The sequence below is a fragment of the Microbulbifer agarilyticus genome (genome assembly GCF_019800665.1).
GTDB lineage: Bacteria > Pseudomonadota > Gammaproteobacteria > Pseudomonadales > Cellvibrionaceae > Microbulbifer > Microbulbifer agarilyticus_C.
Map to the genome: position 1 here is coordinate 112,057 of NZ_JAHVKO010000005.1, position 16,727 is coordinate 128,783.

General features: G+C 56.1%; 12 protein-coding genes. 8 read left to right on the forward strand and 4 right to left on the reverse strand.

Annotation, left to right across the window (positions count from 1 at the left end; genetic code table 11):
* The first annotated feature begins 112 nt into the window (after positions 1-112).
* Positions 113-1,060, forward strand: a complete 948-nt coding sequence (locus tag KUV22_RS13175; RefSeq protein ID WP_224871127.1) for a TIGR01777 family oxidoreductase — start codon at positions 113-115, stop codon at positions 1,058-1,060.
* 112 nt (positions 1,061-1,172) lie between these two features.
* On the opposite strand, the gene KUV22_RS13180 is transcribed toward KUV22_RS13175, so the two are convergent.
* The 3 genes from KUV22_RS13180 to KUV22_RS13190 form a co-directional block, all read right to left on the reverse strand.
* Positions 1,173-1,589, reverse strand: coding sequence for a hypothetical protein (locus tag KUV22_RS13180; RefSeq protein ID WP_222231850.1), 417 nt, complete (start codon positions 1,587-1,589; stop codon positions 1,173-1,175).
* 166 nt (positions 1,590-1,755) lie between these two features.
* Positions 1,756-2,538 (reverse strand): YdcF family protein, encoded by a 783-nt coding sequence (locus KUV22_RS13185; RefSeq protein WP_222231852.1) that lies wholly within the window; start codon positions 2,536-2,538, stop codon positions 1,756-1,758.
* 49 nt (positions 2,539-2,587) lie between these two features.
* On the reverse strand, positions 2,588-3,079 hold the full coding sequence (locus tag KUV22_RS13190; protein ID WP_222231854.1) for a zinc ribbon-containing protein: 492 nt from the start codon (positions 3,077-3,079) through the stop codon (positions 2,588-2,590).
* Positions 3,080-3,175: 96 nt separating this feature from the next.
* Here KUV22_RS13190 and leuS point away from each other — a divergent pair, with 96 nt between their 5' ends.
* The 4 genes from leuS (at position 3,176) to KUV22_RS13210 (ending at position 9,328) form a co-directional block, all read left to right on the forward strand.
* A complete protein-coding gene (leuS, locus tag KUV22_RS13195) occupies positions 3,176-5,776 on the forward strand; it encodes a leucine--tRNA ligase (RefSeq protein ID WP_222231856.1) in 2,601 nt (866 codons plus the stop codon).
* Between the two features lie 198 nt (positions 5,777-5,974).
* Positions 5,975-6,508, forward strand: coding sequence for an LPS-assembly lipoprotein LptE (locus KUV22_RS13200; protein ID WP_222231857.1), 534 nt, complete (start codon positions 5,975-5,977; stop codon positions 6,506-6,508).
* Between the two features lies 1 nt (position 6,509).
* Positions 6,510-7,514 (forward strand): DNA polymerase III subunit delta, encoded by a 1,005-nt coding sequence (gene holA / locus KUV22_RS13205; protein WP_222231859.1) that lies wholly within the window; start codon positions 6,510-6,512, stop codon positions 7,512-7,514.
* A gap of 146 nt (positions 7,515-7,660) precedes the next feature.
* Positions 7,661-9,328 carry an acyl-CoA dehydrogenase family protein gene (locus KUV22_RS13210; RefSeq protein ID WP_222231861.1) on the forward strand — a complete coding sequence of 556 codons (1,668 nt, stop codon included), beginning with the start codon at positions 7,661-7,663 and terminating at the stop codon, positions 9,326-9,328.
* 304 nt (positions 9,329-9,632) lie between these two features.
* On the opposite strand, the gene KUV22_RS13215 is transcribed toward KUV22_RS13210, so the two are convergent.
* Positions 9,633-13,919 (reverse strand): S8 family peptidase, encoded by a 4,287-nt coding sequence (locus KUV22_RS13215; RefSeq protein ID WP_222231864.1) that lies wholly within the window; start codon positions 13,917-13,919, stop codon positions 9,633-9,635.
* Between the two features lie 402 nt (positions 13,920-14,321).
* Between KUV22_RS13215 and KUV22_RS13220 the strand changes: the two genes are divergently transcribed.
* From KUV22_RS13220 to KUV22_RS13230, 3 genes are read left to right on the forward strand one after another with little or no spacing between them, the layout of a single operon-like run.
* Entirely contained in the window at positions 14,322-14,897 is a 576-nt protein-coding gene (locus tag KUV22_RS13220; RefSeq protein WP_222231866.1) for a hypothetical protein, read from the forward strand.
* A gap of 8 nt (positions 14,898-14,905) precedes the next feature.
* Positions 14,906-15,943 (forward strand): sensor histidine kinase, encoded by a 1,038-nt coding sequence (locus KUV22_RS13225; protein WP_222231867.1) that lies wholly within the window; start codon positions 14,906-14,908, stop codon positions 15,941-15,943.
* Positions 15,944-15,953: 10 nt separating this feature from the next.
* A complete protein-coding gene (locus tag KUV22_RS13230; RefSeq protein ID WP_222231869.1) occupies positions 15,954-16,670 on the forward strand; it encodes a LytR/AlgR family response regulator transcription factor in 717 nt (238 codons plus the stop codon).
* Positions 16,671-16,727: the final 57 nt, after the last annotated feature.

Sequence of the window (16,727 nt, forward strand, 5' to 3'; positions counted from 1 at the left end):
AGCCGAACGCGTTTTTACGGCGTACATTTGGGAACAAGTGGTTTAATTTAAACCGCACTCTTCCACATTCGATGCAGCGCCAACCGGGTTGCAGTGGCGGAAAGCGTGCGGCATGGATGCCAGATTTATGCATTGCTTAATCACCGGCGGCACCGGATTGATCGGCCGCCAATTCTGTTCAAAATGGCTGGAGCGGGGAAATAGCCTGACCGTACTCAGCCGCTCGCCAGAGAAAGTCCGCCGGCTTTGTGGCGAGTCCGCTACCGCGGTCAACGACCTCGGTCAGATAGATCGGCCCGTCGACATCGTGGTTAACCTTGCCGGAGAAACCATTTCCAAACGCTGGAGCGAGGCGCGCAAGGCAGAAATTCGGCGTTCGCGCATCGAAACCACCAACGATCTTGTGCGCTGGATACTCGCGCAACCACAGCGACCCAAATACGTCCTGTCTGGCTCTGCCGTGGGCTTCTATGGAGACCGGGGCGGTGACCTGCTCAAGGAAACCAGCGGGCCCGGAGGCGGATTTGCGGCGCAACTGTGCCGGGACTGGGAAGCCGCCACCCTACCTCTGCAACAGGCCGGCATCTGTGTCGGCATCATGCGCACTTCCATCGTCTTGTCGCCGGACGGCGGTGCCCTCAAGGAAATGCTCCCGGCCTTCAAGGCAGGGCTGGGTGGCCCAATGGGCTCTGGCGAACAGTGGATGAGCTGGATTCACGAGGCGGATATTGTCGGCCTGATTCTGCACGCCATCGACCGCCATCTGTGCGTCCCTTTCAACGCCTGCGCCCCGGAACCGGTGACCAACAGCAGCTTCTCGCGCCTGCTGGCGAAACAGCTGCACCGACCCTGCCTGCTCCGTACACCAGAGTGGCTACTCAAAATATTGTTTGGGGAAATGGCGGAGGAATTACTGCTGGCCAGCCAGCGTATGGAGCCCCGCACGGCACTGGATAGCGGGTACAGCTTTCAGTACCCGACACTGGAAAAGGCGCTAGCCGATCTGCTTGCCCCGCAAGGGGGAGCGGGCAATACCCACGTATCACCCAGAGGACACTAGCGCGGCGTCGGCGGTTCTACTGCCAGTAACCTACCTGTTACTTACTGCCAACAACTCGCCGACAGACGCTATTCAGGCCCGCAAGACCTATCAGATTTGCAGTGGGTGGAGATTACGCTGCCGCGTTACTGCGCGTCAGCACCTCTTCCAGGTAATTGCGCGCGGCCTCCGAAGTCACCGGGTCGGCCTTGCACTCCATTGGTGCAGACCCAACCCACTGGGCGTGCCAGCGGAACCAGTTGTGCGCTTCTGCAGCGGCATCAATACCGTCGGAGCTTTCAGCACCCTCTGCACCATCTTGGCGCAGCTCGACAAAGTCGGTCTGCTCCGGGTCCAGCTTGAACTCACGGACGATCTGGCCGACAAAGGTCTCGAAATTTTTACTGAATTTGGCGCCACTTTCCGCACCGGCGGACAGCATCACCAGGTGCCGGCTGCCGCGGCGAGCCAGCTTGAACCCGACCCAGACGGGGCGATTTAGACGATTGTGTAGCTGAATGGGTGAAAACGACGCGGGAAACTCCGACATCAGTACGTACCTCTATATTTTTTGTTGTTATTCGCTAGGTCGCCCTGCAAAACGCCTGCCGTGATTCGGCCTGAATCCGCGGCAGTCAGCAATGGGGCTAGCCATACTAGTTTTATCCGAAACTAACGGCAACCACCGGACACCTACAACACAGCGACAAAAACACTCAACACTGGCGGCGCGCGGGCAATGCGCGCCACCGATACCACTGCATACCCAATAGCTCGCGCCAATAGACCTGAGTCCGTATCAAGGCGCCAGCACTGGGCAACCAGCGCAACAAGCCACTCTCCCCCCTAGGCACCAATTCACCGGGGCCACCTACCGCCAGGGGCCGTACCTGCAGCCCGGCCCGGGCGAAAACGTCCGCTGCGCGGGGTATATGCCACCAGTGGGTAACCAGGAGTACATTTTCGACCCCCGCATCGTGCAGAAGTGCCGCGGAATTGGCAGCATTTTCCGCGGTAGTGCGACTGCAATTCTCGCGCCAAGTCACATTACGACCAAACAGATCCTCGAGGGCAGAGGCCATCAGGGCTGACTCCGGCTGCTTTTCCCCCGCAAATACACGCCCGCCGGAAACCAGAATCGGCATCCCTTCCGGCGCTTCCTGCACAGCCCAGGCCACCCGTTCCAGACTCGCCGCAGACAACCGCTCGCGCCCCTGCTCCTCGTCCCGGTAGCGACCACCACCCAGAATCACCACGGCCGCAGGCTCCACCTCCGGTGCAGTCGGCTGCTGATTCACCAGGCGCTGTCCAAGCCATTGGGCAAACGCCGGGGTCGCACAGATCCACAATGAGACAAAGCACAGAACCGCGAGCGGCACAGACAATTTGGCGAGCGGGGAGCCCGCGGGGAAAAACCAGAATGCGAGAGCCATCAGCATCCCAACCAGGGGAGCAAATGGCGGCATGGCGAGAGTGGTGAGTGCGGTTTGCAGTTCCATTTTCAGCGTGATCGGTCGTCCTTGTTCGCTCAGGGCCCGGAGAATACGGCTATTCGGCCTCGCTCGCACCCTCTGACGGTTGTCCGGGCAGTACCTGGCGGAAGCACCCGTAGCCACAGCGGTGGCAGGGCGTGATCTCCGAGCTCGCAGGAGGCAGAGCCCGATAGCCGCAGCCGAGGCACTGCAAAGCCTCGCCCTCCCCGGCGTCCTCCCCCGCCAGCGCCCAGGCCTCTCCGCGCTTGATACAGCGCATAATCGCCGGCCACACGGTCTTGGTGGGGTCTGCGGCATCCAACAGCCAGTCCCCAACCCGCTCTTCCTGGGTGATCAGCTCATCGCCCAGGTCGCGCAGGTAGTCATCGGCACGGTGTACATCATCCTTGAGCCAGGCATTCAGAAAGGCCGCCTTGCGCGCGGTGAACTGCTCGACATCCAGCTCCTCACCCACCAACTTTTCCAGTTCACGCCTGGCCTCGGTGGAAAGCTTGCCTTCCTGGTCCGGCAGATCGGGATTCGCAGCCTCTTTAGGTTCCTTACTCACCCTATCCCTCCTATAATTCGCCGTTTTCCGGCCGGCCTTAGTGTCACGGCCAGAATCGCCAAATAGATCGAATCACAGAGTATAGGTTCCCCACAGATGGAAGAGCAGTACAACCCCTCCGCAGTCGAAGCCGCCGCCCAGGAGCATTGGGCCGAGCAGAAGAGCTTCGAGGTAAAGGAAGACCCCAGCCGCGAAAAATTCTACTGCCTGTCCATGTTCCCCTACCCCAGCGGCAAGCTGCACATGGGGCACGTGCGCAACTACACCATCACCGACGTGATCTCCCGCTACCAGCGCATGCAGGGCAAAAACGTGTTGCATCCCATGGGCTGGGACGCCTTCGGCCTGCCGGCGGAAAACGCCGCCATCCAGAACAAGACTGCGCCGGCCAAGTGGACCTACTCCAATATCGACTACATGAAAGGCCAGCTCAAGGCCCTCGGTTTTGGCTTCGACTGGTCCCGCGAACTGGCCACCTCCCAGCCGTCCTACTACCGCTGGGAGCAGTGGTTCTTCACCCGCCTGTACAAGAAAGGCCTGGTGTACAAAAAGATGGCCACGGTCAACTGGGACCCGGTGGATCACACCGTACTTGCCAATGAGCAGGTAATCGACGGTCGCGGCTGGCGCTCCGGCGCTGTGGTTGAGCGTAAAGAAATCCCCCAGTGGTTTATCAAGATCACCGACTACGCCGAGGAACTGCTGGCGGACCTGGACAAGTTGCCACACTGGCCAGAACAGGTGCGCACCATGCAGCGCAACTGGATCGGCAAGAGCAAGGGCATCGACCTGAGCTTCGCCCTGCCGCAGACCATTGCCGGCGTCGACCACTTTGACGTGTACACCACCCGCCCGGACACCCTGATGGGCGTGACCTACGTATCTCTGGCCGCCGAGCACCCGATTGCACTTGAACTGGCGGAGAGCAACCCAGAGCTCAAAGCGTTTATCGCAGAGTGTAAAAAGCAGTCCATGTCCGAGGCCGATATGGCCACCATGGACAAGAAAGGCATGGACACCGGCCTCAAGGCCATCCACCCACTGACCGGCGAAGAAGTACCGGTATGGGTCGCCAACTACGTACTGATGGATTACGGCTCTGGCGCCGTTATGGCAGTACCGGCCCACGACCAGCGCGACTGGGAGTTTGCCAAGAAATACGACCTGCCAATCAAGCAGGTTATTGCACCGGCCAACGACGAAGCGATCGATCTGGACAAAGAAGCCTTTGTTGAGAAGGGCAAGCTGGTCAATTCCGGCGGCTTCGACGGTCTCGATTTCGACGCCGCCTTCAATGCCATCGCCGATGGCCTGGAAGCCGCGGGCAAAGGTCGTGTCACCACCAACTACCGCCTGCGCGACTGGGGTGTATCCCGTCAGCGCTACTGGGGCGCGCCGATTCCGATGTTCAACCTGGCGGACGGTAGCGAAATCCCGGTACCCGCGGAAAAACTGCCGATCCTGCTGCCAGAAGAAGTTGAACTGGACGGCGTAACCTCGCCGATCAAAGCCGACCCGGAGTGGCGCAAAGACGAAAACAATGGTGAAGCCGTTGAGCGCGAAACCGATACCTTCGACACCTTTATGGAGTCCAGCTGGTACTACGCGCGCTACACCTGCCCCGACTTCGAAGAAGGCATGCTCGACCCGGACCGCGCCAACTACTGGCTGCCGGTGGATCAATATGTGGGCGGCATCGAACACGCCATCCTGCACCTGCTGTACGCGCGCTTCTTCCACAAGCTGATGCGCGACGAAGGCCTGGTGAAAAGCGACGAGCCCTTCAAGCAGCTGCTGTGCCAAGGCATGGTGCTGGCGGAGTCCTTCTACAAAGAAGTGGAAGGTGCGCACAAAATTTGGGTGAACCCTGCGGACGTCGACGTAGAACGCGACGAAAAAGGTAAAACCATCCGCGCAGTTGAGCGTGCTACCGGCGAAGAATTGATTGCCGGCGGCGTGGTGAAAATGTCCAAATCCAAGAACAACGGCATCGACCCGCACGCTGCGGTGGAACAGTACGGCGCGGACACCGTGCGCCTGTTCACCATGTTCGCCGCGCCCCCCGAGCAAACCCTCGAGTGGCACGACTCCGGTGTAGAGGGCGCCAGCCGCTTCCTGCGCAAACTGTGGAAAACCGTGCAGAGCCACATCGCCGCCGGCGACGGTAGCGCTGCGATCGACGTAGACAACCTGAGCGACAAGCAACAGCAACTGCGCCGCAAGACCCACGAAACCATTCAGAAAGTCAGCGACGACTACGGCCGCCGCCAAACCTTCAACACCGCCGTTGCCGCGGTAATGGAACTGCTGAACGAAGTGGGTAAGATCGCCGAACGCGACTCCGCCAACGGCCTTGCCGTAGAGCGTGAAGCCCTGCAAGCCGCGACACTGCTGCTTGCCCCGGTTACCCCACATATCAGCCATGAACTGTGGAGTGCACTGGGTAACAGTGGTGAGCTGGTCGACGCCCAGTGGCCACAAGTGGACAAGAAAGCACTGGTACGCTCTTCCATCACCTTGGTGGTACAGGTGAACGGCAAGCTGCGCGCGAAACTGGAAGCGCCGGCGGATGCCGACAAAGAAACCCTGGAAAAAATGGCGCTGGCGGACGAGAACGTTCAGAAATTTACCGAAGGTAAAACGGTGCGCAAGGTGATTGTTGTACCGGGCAAACTGGTCAACATCGTCGCCAACTAACTCGACTATTTCTACAAATTAAAAGAGCCCAACGCGAAGGGCGGGCGCCGGGTACGGGTTTTCAGGAGCGTCGCAAACAGGAAGTTTGCGCCGCAACGCCCAGGGATGGGTTCACAGGGGGGCGCCTAGTCTGGTCCTGAAAACTTTTTCCCGGTGCTGGGCCGCCACGAAACCAGAACAAGAACTCAACGGACAAAGATGAAAAGCACACTGCTCCGCACTATTACAATAATTCTGGCCATCACTATTTCAGCCTGTGGCTGGCACCTCCGCGGCGCACCGAAAAACTTCCCTCCGGGCAGCAAGCTCTACATCACCACCCAAGACCCAAGAAGCGAACTGGCCGACAGCATCACCCGCCTGCTGCAAACCAGCGGCCTACCGCTGGCAGAGGAGCCCAGTGAAGCCGACTACACGCTCACCATCCACCAGGAAACCGAAACCAAACGTACCGTTTCTGTGGATGCCAAGGGCCGCGCCTCCGAATACGAACTGATTACCAGCGCCGAGTATAGCGTGCAGGACAACAACACCGGCCGCGACCTACTCACCCAGGCCAAAGCCGACGTCTACCGCACACTGGAATGGGACGACAACGAAGTCGTCAGTAAAGGCGAAGAAGAGCGCCTGCAGCGCGAAGAAATGCGCCGCGAACTGATCGGCCGCATCATCGACCGCCTGCGCCGCATCGACATCCGCACCCCGATCACCGACAACCCGGCGCAGCCCTGATATGCCGCGCATCAACCCTCGCCAGCTCAAGCAAAACCTGCGACAGGGCCTCTACCCCATATACGTGGTTACCGGCGACGAACCGCTGCTGGTGCAGGAATGCTGCGACAGCATCCGCGAGGCAGCACGCAAGCAAGGGTTTAACGAACGCGACCTATTGCACGGCGAGCACAATTTCGATTGGGGCCAGCTACTCTCCGCCGCCGGCAGCATGTCACTGTTTGCCGACAAGAAAGTCATCGAGCTGCGCCTGCCCGGCGGCAAGCCCGGTGACAAAGGCAGTAAAGCCCTACAGGAATTTGCCGCAACCGCCAATGATGACACCCTGCTATTACTGGTGTTGCCGCGACTGGACCGCTCCCAGCTCAACAGCAAATGGGTCAAAGCTCTCGAGGCCAAGGGTGTACTGATGCAGGTCTGGCCCGTGGAGGCCGCAGAAATGCCCCGCTGGATTCACCAGCGCCTGCGGGCCGCGGGGCTGGATGCCGAGCCAGAAGCAATTCAGATTCTGTCCGAACGGGTCGAAGGTAATTTGCTGGCCGCCAGCCAGGAAATCGAAAAACTGAAACTGCTGGTACAGGACTCTGTGGTTACCGCAGAAATCATGAACAACGCCGTGGCCAGCTCCGCCCGTTACGACGTGTTTGGCCTGATCGACAAGGCGCTGGCCGGCGACGCCGCCGGTGCCGTCCGAACTCTACAGGGGCTGCGCGCCGAAGGCGTCGAAGCGCCCATCGTTCTGTGGGCCATCGCCCGGGAAATTCGCACCCTGCTAGAAACCCAGCAGAAGCTCTCTGAGGGCCAGCCGATCAGCCGCCTGGTGCGTATCCAGAAACGTCAGTCGCTTATCCAGGCCGCCTGCCAACGCCTACGACCCCGCCATCTGGAAAACTTCCTGATGCGCGCTCGCGCTGTGGATAACGCCATCAAAGGTGGTAAGGAAATGGACCCCTGGGCCGGCCTGCTGGAGCTTACCCTAAACCTGTCCGGCAAGCGCAGTATCTAATCCTCAAGCAATATCTGACAAGCACGATCCATTCCGCGCCAGAAGGCAAGCCTGCCACCAGATAAACCGCTAGGATATCCGTTACTGATCTCAGGGCTTAGTTGCCGCCTTGAGAGCGCCCCAAATAACGGCCAGATCCAGCGACTATGCGAAATAATAATAACGGTCCAGCACAAACCAGCACGCACCAGGTCTTCAACCAACCTGAGCCACTGCAGGGACATAACCTCTACGCCGGGGATGACGCTCTCAAAGAGGCGGTCATTCGCTATGGCGGGCACTGGGGCGAGGATGACCTACAGCGCTATGGAGAAATCTGCGGGCGTCCCGAGTGGATCGAGCGCGGTTTTCAGGCCAACGCGCACAAACCAGAGTTTGAGCCCCACGACCGCGTGGGCAACCGCATCGACCAGGTCAATTACCACCCCGCATATCACCAGTTGATGCAGCTGGCGAAGAGCGAAGGGTTGCACTCTTCCCCTTGGACAGATCCACAACCGGGCGCGCACATCGTGCGCGCGGCCAAATACTACCTCCACAGCCAGCTGGAATCCGGCCACTGCTGCCCGGTAACCATGACCTTTGCCTGCCTGCCCGCACTACAGAGAAACCCTGTAATTGCCGCGGTCTGGTTACCCAAAATCACGGAACAGGCCTACGACCACAGCGATCGCCCTTATTTCGAAAAACCGGCGCTCACCATTGGTATGGGCATGACAGAGAAACAGGGCGGATCTGACGTACGCAGCAACACTAGCCATGCCACACCCTCGCCAGGCGAAGCCGCAGGCGTGTACACAATCCGCGGCCACAAGTGGTTCCTGTCGGCGCCCATGTGCGACGGATTCCTGATGCTCGCACAAACCGCCGAAGGCCTGAGCTGCTTTCTGGTACCGCGCTGGCGGCCAGACGGAAGCAAAAACCCAATCGAGATCCAGCGGCTAAAAGATAAGGCCGGTAACGTAGCTAACGCTTCTTCGGAAGTGGAGCTGCGCGATGCCGTAGGTTGGCTGGTGGGCGATGAAGGCGCGGGGATAAAAACGATTATCGAGATGGTGGCCCTGACCCGCTTCGACTGCATGATCGGTTCAGCCGCAGCCCAGCGACAGGCAACACTGCAAGCCATCTACCACGCGCAACACCGCAGCGCCTTCGGCAAAAAGCTGTCAGCCCAGCCGCTGATGCAAAATGTGCTGGCAGACCTGCAGCTGGAAGTCGAAGGCTCACTGGCACTCAACATGCGCATCGCGCAGGCACTGGACCACCCGAATGAGGAACACCAGCGACACCTGTTACGGCTGGGCGCCGCAGTGGGCAAGTACTGGATCTGCAAACGCACACCGCACCACAACTACGAGGCCATGGAGTGCCTCGGCGGTAACGGCCTGATCGAAAATTTCATTACCGCACGCCTATACCGGGATGCCCCAGTGAACGCCATCTGGGAGGGCTCGGGCAATATTCAGGCCCTGGATATTCTGCGCACCAAACACAAGGAGCCAGAAATCCTCGACAGCTGGATCGATGAACTGACACAAAGCGCCGGATCCGACCTCTGCTTTGACCGCGCACTGACTCACCTGAAAGCAGAGCTCAGCAAAGACAATGACTTGGAATACCGCGCCCGCGATATTGCCGACCAGCTGGCACTCACCATGCAGGCCCACCTGTTGATTCAGGGTAGTCCAGCACCGGTAGCAGATGCGTATATCCAGTCGCGGCTACACCGGCACAACAGCCACAGCGTTGGCACCATCCCATTGGGAGCAGATCTGGATCTACTGATTGAACGCGGCGATCCACTCGCTGGCTAGAGGGGCTCAACTTATACCCATGTATCCAGCTTAACCTCCTTACTCATCTGGTACGTTAATTTCGTTACCTTCGAGAGGGAGCCCTGACACGGAAACGCTTTCACCGGAATCAGCACGCACCACATCTATACCGACAACATCTGCACTGTAGCTAGAGCTGGTACTAACAGGTGTTGGTACTGACACATCAGGTGATTCACTGTCGTTACCTCCACCGCTGCCGCCACCACCGCACCCACTTAGCACCACCGCACAAAGGAATACACTTGATAACGCTGAATGAATTCTCATAATCGACTCCCTGTTACGGCGCTACGTCATAGGTAACTATGAATTGCTGGTGCCCGACGGGTAACGAAATCGGCTCATCCAGCTCCAGCACTAGACTGCCGTTATTGACGAGGTAATCACCCTCTGCCAATAGCTGATCTTGAGCGTCCAGCATTCCATTTTCATTTGCATCAATGTGCAGCGCGACCCTATCGATACCAACACTATCATTTCCACTCCCCCGCGCCTGCAACGTTATCGAGCGCAGCTTGAGAGTTGCATTTGTATTCAGCTTAAATACGTTAACTACGATGTTCTGATCCCCACGACCAACTTCCAGGTTTTGCAACGAAACGCTACTTCCTTGCACCGCTGCATTGGCAACATCCCAATAAGTCGGGTTGAGCGGCTGCACATCTTCACTGTCCTCAACACCATCACCGTCATCATCGACATCTTCATTGTTGCCGATGCCGTCCCCGTCAGTATCAACGGATTCGTTCGGATTGAGAGGTAATTGGTCTTCCGCGTCGGGAATGCCGTCACCGTCATCATCGGCATCTTCATTGTTGCCGATGCCGTCTCCATCGGTATCAACAGATTCGTTCGGGTTGAGAGGTAGCTGGTCTTCAGAGTCAGGGACGCCATCACCGTCGTCATCGGTATCTTCATTGTTGCCGATGCCGTCTCCATCTGTATCAACGGATTCATCTGGATTCAATGGCAGTTGGTCTTCAGCGTCGGGAACGCCATCACCATCGTCATCGGTATCCTCATTGTTGCCGATACCGTCTCCATCTGTATCAACGGACTCGTTCGGATTTAATGGTAATTGGTCTTCCGCGTCAGGAACGCCGTCACCGTCGTCATCGGTATCCTCATTGTTGCCGATACCGTCTCCATCTGAGTCGAGCCACTCGGTAGGGTCATCCGGAAATGCATCGACACTATCCTCCACACCGTCGTTGTCACGGTCTGTATCGGAATTGTCTCCGATACCATCCCCATCAGCATCACCAGATTCCATCGGGTCGAACGGAAAATGATCCAAGTCATCGACGACCCCATCATCATCAAGATCGACTTGCTGTGCGACATCAGACCCAAGAAGAAACGCGCCGTTTATGACATTAACAATACTGTTGCCGTCCGCCGTCTCCGCGGAGATCTTCAGCGCGACCTCTGACACTCCATCAATTACAGGTAAGGGCGTCACATACTTCCCGTCGAGATATTCGGAATTCAGAACCTCCCAGGCACCACCGTCCAATGCGATCTCCACCATGAACTCAGAAATTGCCTGGGCTTCATCGAGATAAATATTGATCGCAGCATTGCTCTCCGCGTAAACCGATACCTTCCCATCATTGATCAGCTCCACCATCTTTATGCGCGGTGACACCGACAGATCCATATTTGCCATACGAACTGTCGAAGTCGCCTCTAACTTGGCGTCTCCAAGAAAAACAGGATAACGAAACTCAAACGCTATCGTGTTGCAGCCAGAGTAATCACTATAAAAGGACGCGTGTATTACTGAGCCACTAGATAAAAACTGCCCGGTATCAGCACACGAAACGGAATAGGTGATGTCGTCCCAGTACCCATTACCCCAACTATCTGATACCGACTTTAAGGAAACGTAGCCATTACGGTCGGGCTGCAGTCGATACTGTCCAGCATGATTTTCCAGCTGTGCGGACCAGAACCTGAGTCCCTGTCCCATAACCATATCGCCGTTTTCACGGGCTAGAAATATCGAAACTCTATCCACATCGGAATCACTCCGGTTGAGCTTTTTGTAGCCCTCCTGGCCAATAGAGAGCTCCGCCGAATCTGACCGCGTACCCTCCCCCTCTATCCGCGTACTAAATGTGGGAAATGTCGGCCACTCAATCGGCACTGATTCGTTGCCGTGGAGAGTCAGTAACATTGATTGATTATGCTCAGGGCTGATACCGCCAAACCCCTCAGTTCCCCCCTGCTCGGAGTAACTCATAACCCAGGTAACAAGCTTGTATCCTGAGAGATTCCACAGGGGGTTACTAATCAACAACCGAGAGGAATGAAAGCTCTCGACGTCAAACGTAATATCTTCCGCAGGAGCATCCTGCTGGGTTTTCAGGAAGTACAAATCGCGGCTATAGGGGCTCTGGCTTGCGTCCTGCATCACTCCCATATAACCAAACTTGAATCCCGGTGTCAGACCGGAAAACTTTGACGGCTCTAAGTCCCCACCAAACCCTCTCCGCAGCCGAAAGTCAGGATTTCCGACATGCGTCACCTCGACGGCTTGCTCAACAAACTCAGCCTGACGTCCGTTGCCTATATCCGGTTTCACAATACGGAAGCCCGTGAGACCAGCGGGAACCACGATTGGCCCGTCTGCCAAAAGGTGCCCGGTAACACCATGTAACGTGTCCGTACCCCATGTTTCTACAATGCCAGTTACTGGCTGGTCGCGCACAGCAATATATAGCGAGCTTTCACTGCTATCGTAGGAGTCTGTATATCCTGAATAGATATGATCTTGATCAAAGAGCTGCGCACTGTAGCTCCAGTAGTCATATGGAGTTTGCGATGACTTCACTTGCAACAGCTCCGCGCGATGAAACCCAACCGGAATATTCACCGTACCTTCTGCCGACTCCAGTCGTAAACTCGAACCGAATGCCGTGCGAAGATCATCTGGATAATCAAACACCTCGGTATCAACACTTAACGTTGCGGTCGCCATGCGCTCACTAGCTGAATACAAGGTGAGCTGTGAGTCGTCAGGCACCAGGCGTGCTCCCTCAGGGAAGTCGCCGGAGTCCGTCACATCGATAACAGCCTCGCCACCCAAGTTCTTCACGACAAGCTTGACGTCGAGGTCGCTATCAATCGTATGCTCGCCCACGTGCCCTAAATACAAGGTAGCTGGCGAAACAAGAAATTTCGCTTGTGCCGAACGCGCCACATTCACCAAGCCCGCACCGACATCGGCAATATTCCCAGCCACAGTTGATGCCTGGTTAACCAGCAAGGACTTGATGTCCTGACTACTTAATGTCGGGTGCAGCTGGCGCAGCAGAGCAGCAGCGCCCGCTACATGTGGTGCGGCCAATGATGTTCCGGAATAACTTGCATAATTACCGCCAAGGTCGGTGGTATAGATGTCTACGCCGGGCGCCACCAGTTCAGGCTTGACTACATCGGACTGTCTATCCAAGCCGGTACCAAACAGGCCGCGAGAACTGAAACTTGCGAGAGTGCCGGAGTCATCGACAGCGCCGACGGTAACGACGTCCGTGGCGCTACCAGGTGCTTTGATAGAATTTAGCCACGGGCCATCGTTCCCTGCAGCGGCGACCACCACCACACCTGCCTGCATTGCTGCATTTGCAGCTAATGAAACGGCCGCTGAGCTACCGCCCCATCCGCCCAGGCTCAGGTTGATCACATCCACTGCGTCGTCAGTCATCGGATCACCGTCAGGATCCACCGCGCGCTCGATACCAGCAATGATCTGATCGTCCCACCCTTCACCATTCTCATCGAGTACCTTGTATGCATGCAGCCTGGCCCCAGGCGCGACGCCCAGTAAGGTGCCATCAGCAGCAACTACACCGGCCACAACAGTGCCGTGGGAATGGTCGTCCATTGGATCGGCGTCATTATTGACGAAATCCCAGCCCGCGGAGACTTTACAGCCATTGCCGAAGCACCCGCCCAAGTCTGGGTGCGTGTAATCGATCCCGGTGTCAAGAATGGCAACGGTGATTCCCTCACCAGTTAAAGAACTGCCGCTGCCATCCTGCATCGCCCATACCGCCGGCACACCGATCTGGTCGAGACTCGTAGTGAGCAGCACACCCATCTTGCGACTGAGCGTGACCGATTGAACGTCCGGCATTGCCAACACCTTGTCGATGTCACCAGCCTTCATATTTGTCGCTATCGCATTGACTACACGGTTGAATCGCCTGATCTTTCCGCGCGTGAGCTGACTCGAGCGCAGTCTGCCAATCAACTGTGCTTGGGTGGATTCAATTTGACGAAGCATGGTCACCAGCGAAGACGGCATCGTCGTGCGGCTCGCTCCTGCAACCCTAGTCTTGATTTGTTTAACCAATGGCGGCTGACGGAGGTGAATTAATACGCGAACATCTTGATTGGGAGGAATGTCAGAAAAGTCCAATAATTGCGACTGGGAACCGGTACTGACTCTCTTTGCTTCTTGCAAATCCACAGCGAGAAACGTGGGCGCGGTGTTGGCCGCTGCCCCGGTGGCAACACAAAAAAAACATAGCCCCAGCAAGTTATTCCATTTTTTTAGCATTATTCCCCCCAGGCCCGCTGCTAGTATTAGCGTCTCGGCTATCGATTATTTTTTACGCATATTGTGAGGTCAATTTCGCTGCATAATACTGACCGAGTCGGCAAAAAAATACGATACAGTCGATCGAAATTCACCGTCAGCTGAGGCACACGTCACACAGAACCTTCTTGAAATAACGGATTCGACTCAATCGCAGAATAAATAGAATGCCTGCGGGAGACTATACACAGCCTTACGCCCGCCCCCATTAACCCCTCCAAAAGCCCAAGAATTTACCCAACAGTATTTGACTCACTCCGGTTTAGGCCGTTTTATACAGGTATATCACCCATTTATCGCATGACATTGATCACTCAATGGAAGTGCCTATCTTGTCAGTCTCCCAAACAATGGAGGTGACTTATGAATTACAGGGTATTGATTGCGGCCACCCTGGCGGCAACCGCAGTGCATGCAAATAGCATCAGTGATCAACTGCCTGAATCCTGGTTTAAAACAGGAAAAAATCCGGCGCTGGCTGCCTGTACCGCAGGAACCGATCGACAGCTCGACCATCTTGGCGATGGCAATATTACCTTGCAGTGCGAATCGCCCACGGAGGGCTTTATCACTGCTATGCAACAATTCAGTGCTGAAGAGTATCGCGGTAGCCGCGTGCGTTTTTCCGCACAAGTAAAAGCCGAGGACGTAAAAGGGTGGAGCGGATTGTGGATGCGTATTAATGCAACAGAAAAGAACGCTGTCGCCTTCGACAATATGATGGACAGGCCGATTAAAGGTACGCAAGGCTGGAGTCCTTATGAGGTTGTTCTCGATGTACCGGCGGATGGAGAGAGAATCTCATTCGGCGTATTAATTGAGAATCAGGGACAGGTCTGGCTAAAGGATGCCGAGTTCGAGGCAGTCCCGACTAACGTCGCGACCACAGGGCCGCTGCAACGAACCAACCCTGACAACCTGAACCTGCAACAGAGATAAGGCGTGAGATGAATCCAATCCTACGCTTTTTGTTTCCCGGGAGCCCTCATCAGGGGCTCCTCGGGGAATTCAGTTTCCGCCGTGCTATCGTGCCAACGGCCCTCTTCGTTGTAATTCTCGGGCTCTTCTACCATTTATCTGGTAAGGGACCAGCATTGGCCTTGCTGGTCAAACTATGGGTCTCTTTCGCTTCAGCCTACGTACTGCTCGCAGCACTGGCACACTGGAAAGGCAGTAACCCCGAGTGGCATTACATTATCAGTGCATCCGTATTCGGCGTCATAATCGGCGGGGGACTCGCAGCTCAGATCGCTCATCTGGAGCACCCTGGCACCCACATCAGCTGGCAACAAACCGGGTTGGAATGGGTAACCGGCACAGCGTTTAGCGCCTTTTTCATTTGTTTATCCCTTGGCGCCAGTATCGTACGAAACAACGAGCAGCGGAAATCCAACCAACGCGAACAGGTACTCCAAGCGCAAGTTCGCGCATTGACCGCGCAGATAGAACCCCATTTCCTGATGAACACCTTGGCAAACCTGCGCTACCTGATGCGTAAGGATGTAGAACAAGCCCAAATTATGCTTGACCATATGGCCGACTTCTTCCAGGGCGCCCTGAGTCGCGCGAGAGCCGCCAAGGCCGACCTGGGTCAAGAACTGGATCTCGTACAAAGCTATCTGCAAATCATGCAAATTCGCATGGGAAACAAGCTACAGTGGTCAATCAATGTCCCAGCTGAGCTATTACATAATCCCTTTCCCTCACTCATGTTACAAACCCTGGTGGAAAACGCTGTTACTCACGGTATCGCACCAATGGAAAACACAGGCGAAGTAAAAATTTTGTCCGAGCGTCGCAATGGAAACATCCTGCTAACCGTTTCAGATAACGGTGTGGGCATGCCCCAAAATCCAGAATCGCGACATGGAATAGGTCTCGAAAACACCAGGGCCCGATTGAATGGATTTTTCCATGGCAAGGCAACACTTGCCATTCAGTCTAATCATTCTGGTACTACAGCGACGATTACCGTTCCTGAGTAAGGACCACAAAATGCCTACTGCGATTATCGCGGATGACGAACCGCTTCTGTGCATGGAATTAGCAGACGCACTTGAAGATCTCTGGCCTGAACTCCGCATCATTGCACATGCAGATAACGGAGCCAAAGCTCTCAGATACATTGAGGAATACCAGCCCGATGTCGCTTTCCTAGATATCCGCATGCCCTCTCTTGACGGCTTGGAAGTCGCTGATCAAGTTCGAGATAAATGCCAGGTGGTGTTTGTCACAGCATATGATGAGCACGCCGTAACCGCCTTCGAACAAGGAGCGATAGACTACGTCCTCAAGCCGATAAAGATGGCACGCCTCGCCGCTACGGTCAGCAGACTTCGGCAGAGATTGAGTGGAAAACCTGGCAACCGCGAAACATCCAATGACGAACCATTGCAGTGGGTTCGCGCCAGCTCGGGTAACAGCCTGCGCTTTTTCCCCGTACAGGACATTGTATATTTCCGCTCAGAAGGGAAGTACACAAAACTCGTGACCAGAGATAATCAGGCGCTGATTCGCGAGCCTCTCCGCTCACTGGGACAAACTCTAGACTCAAAGATGTTCTGGAGAATCAACCGCGGGATTATTGTCAACCTCACCCATATTTCCCATGTCACCAGAGATAATGAAGGCAAGATGACTGTGCATCTACAGGGGGAAGCCACCTCACTTCCGGTTAGTAAAAATCATCAATCCCAATTTCGCGGTATGTAAGGCCGTGCGCAGTGGCCAAAAGCGTGTAAGCTCACATTTTTACTTGGCAAACCGGTA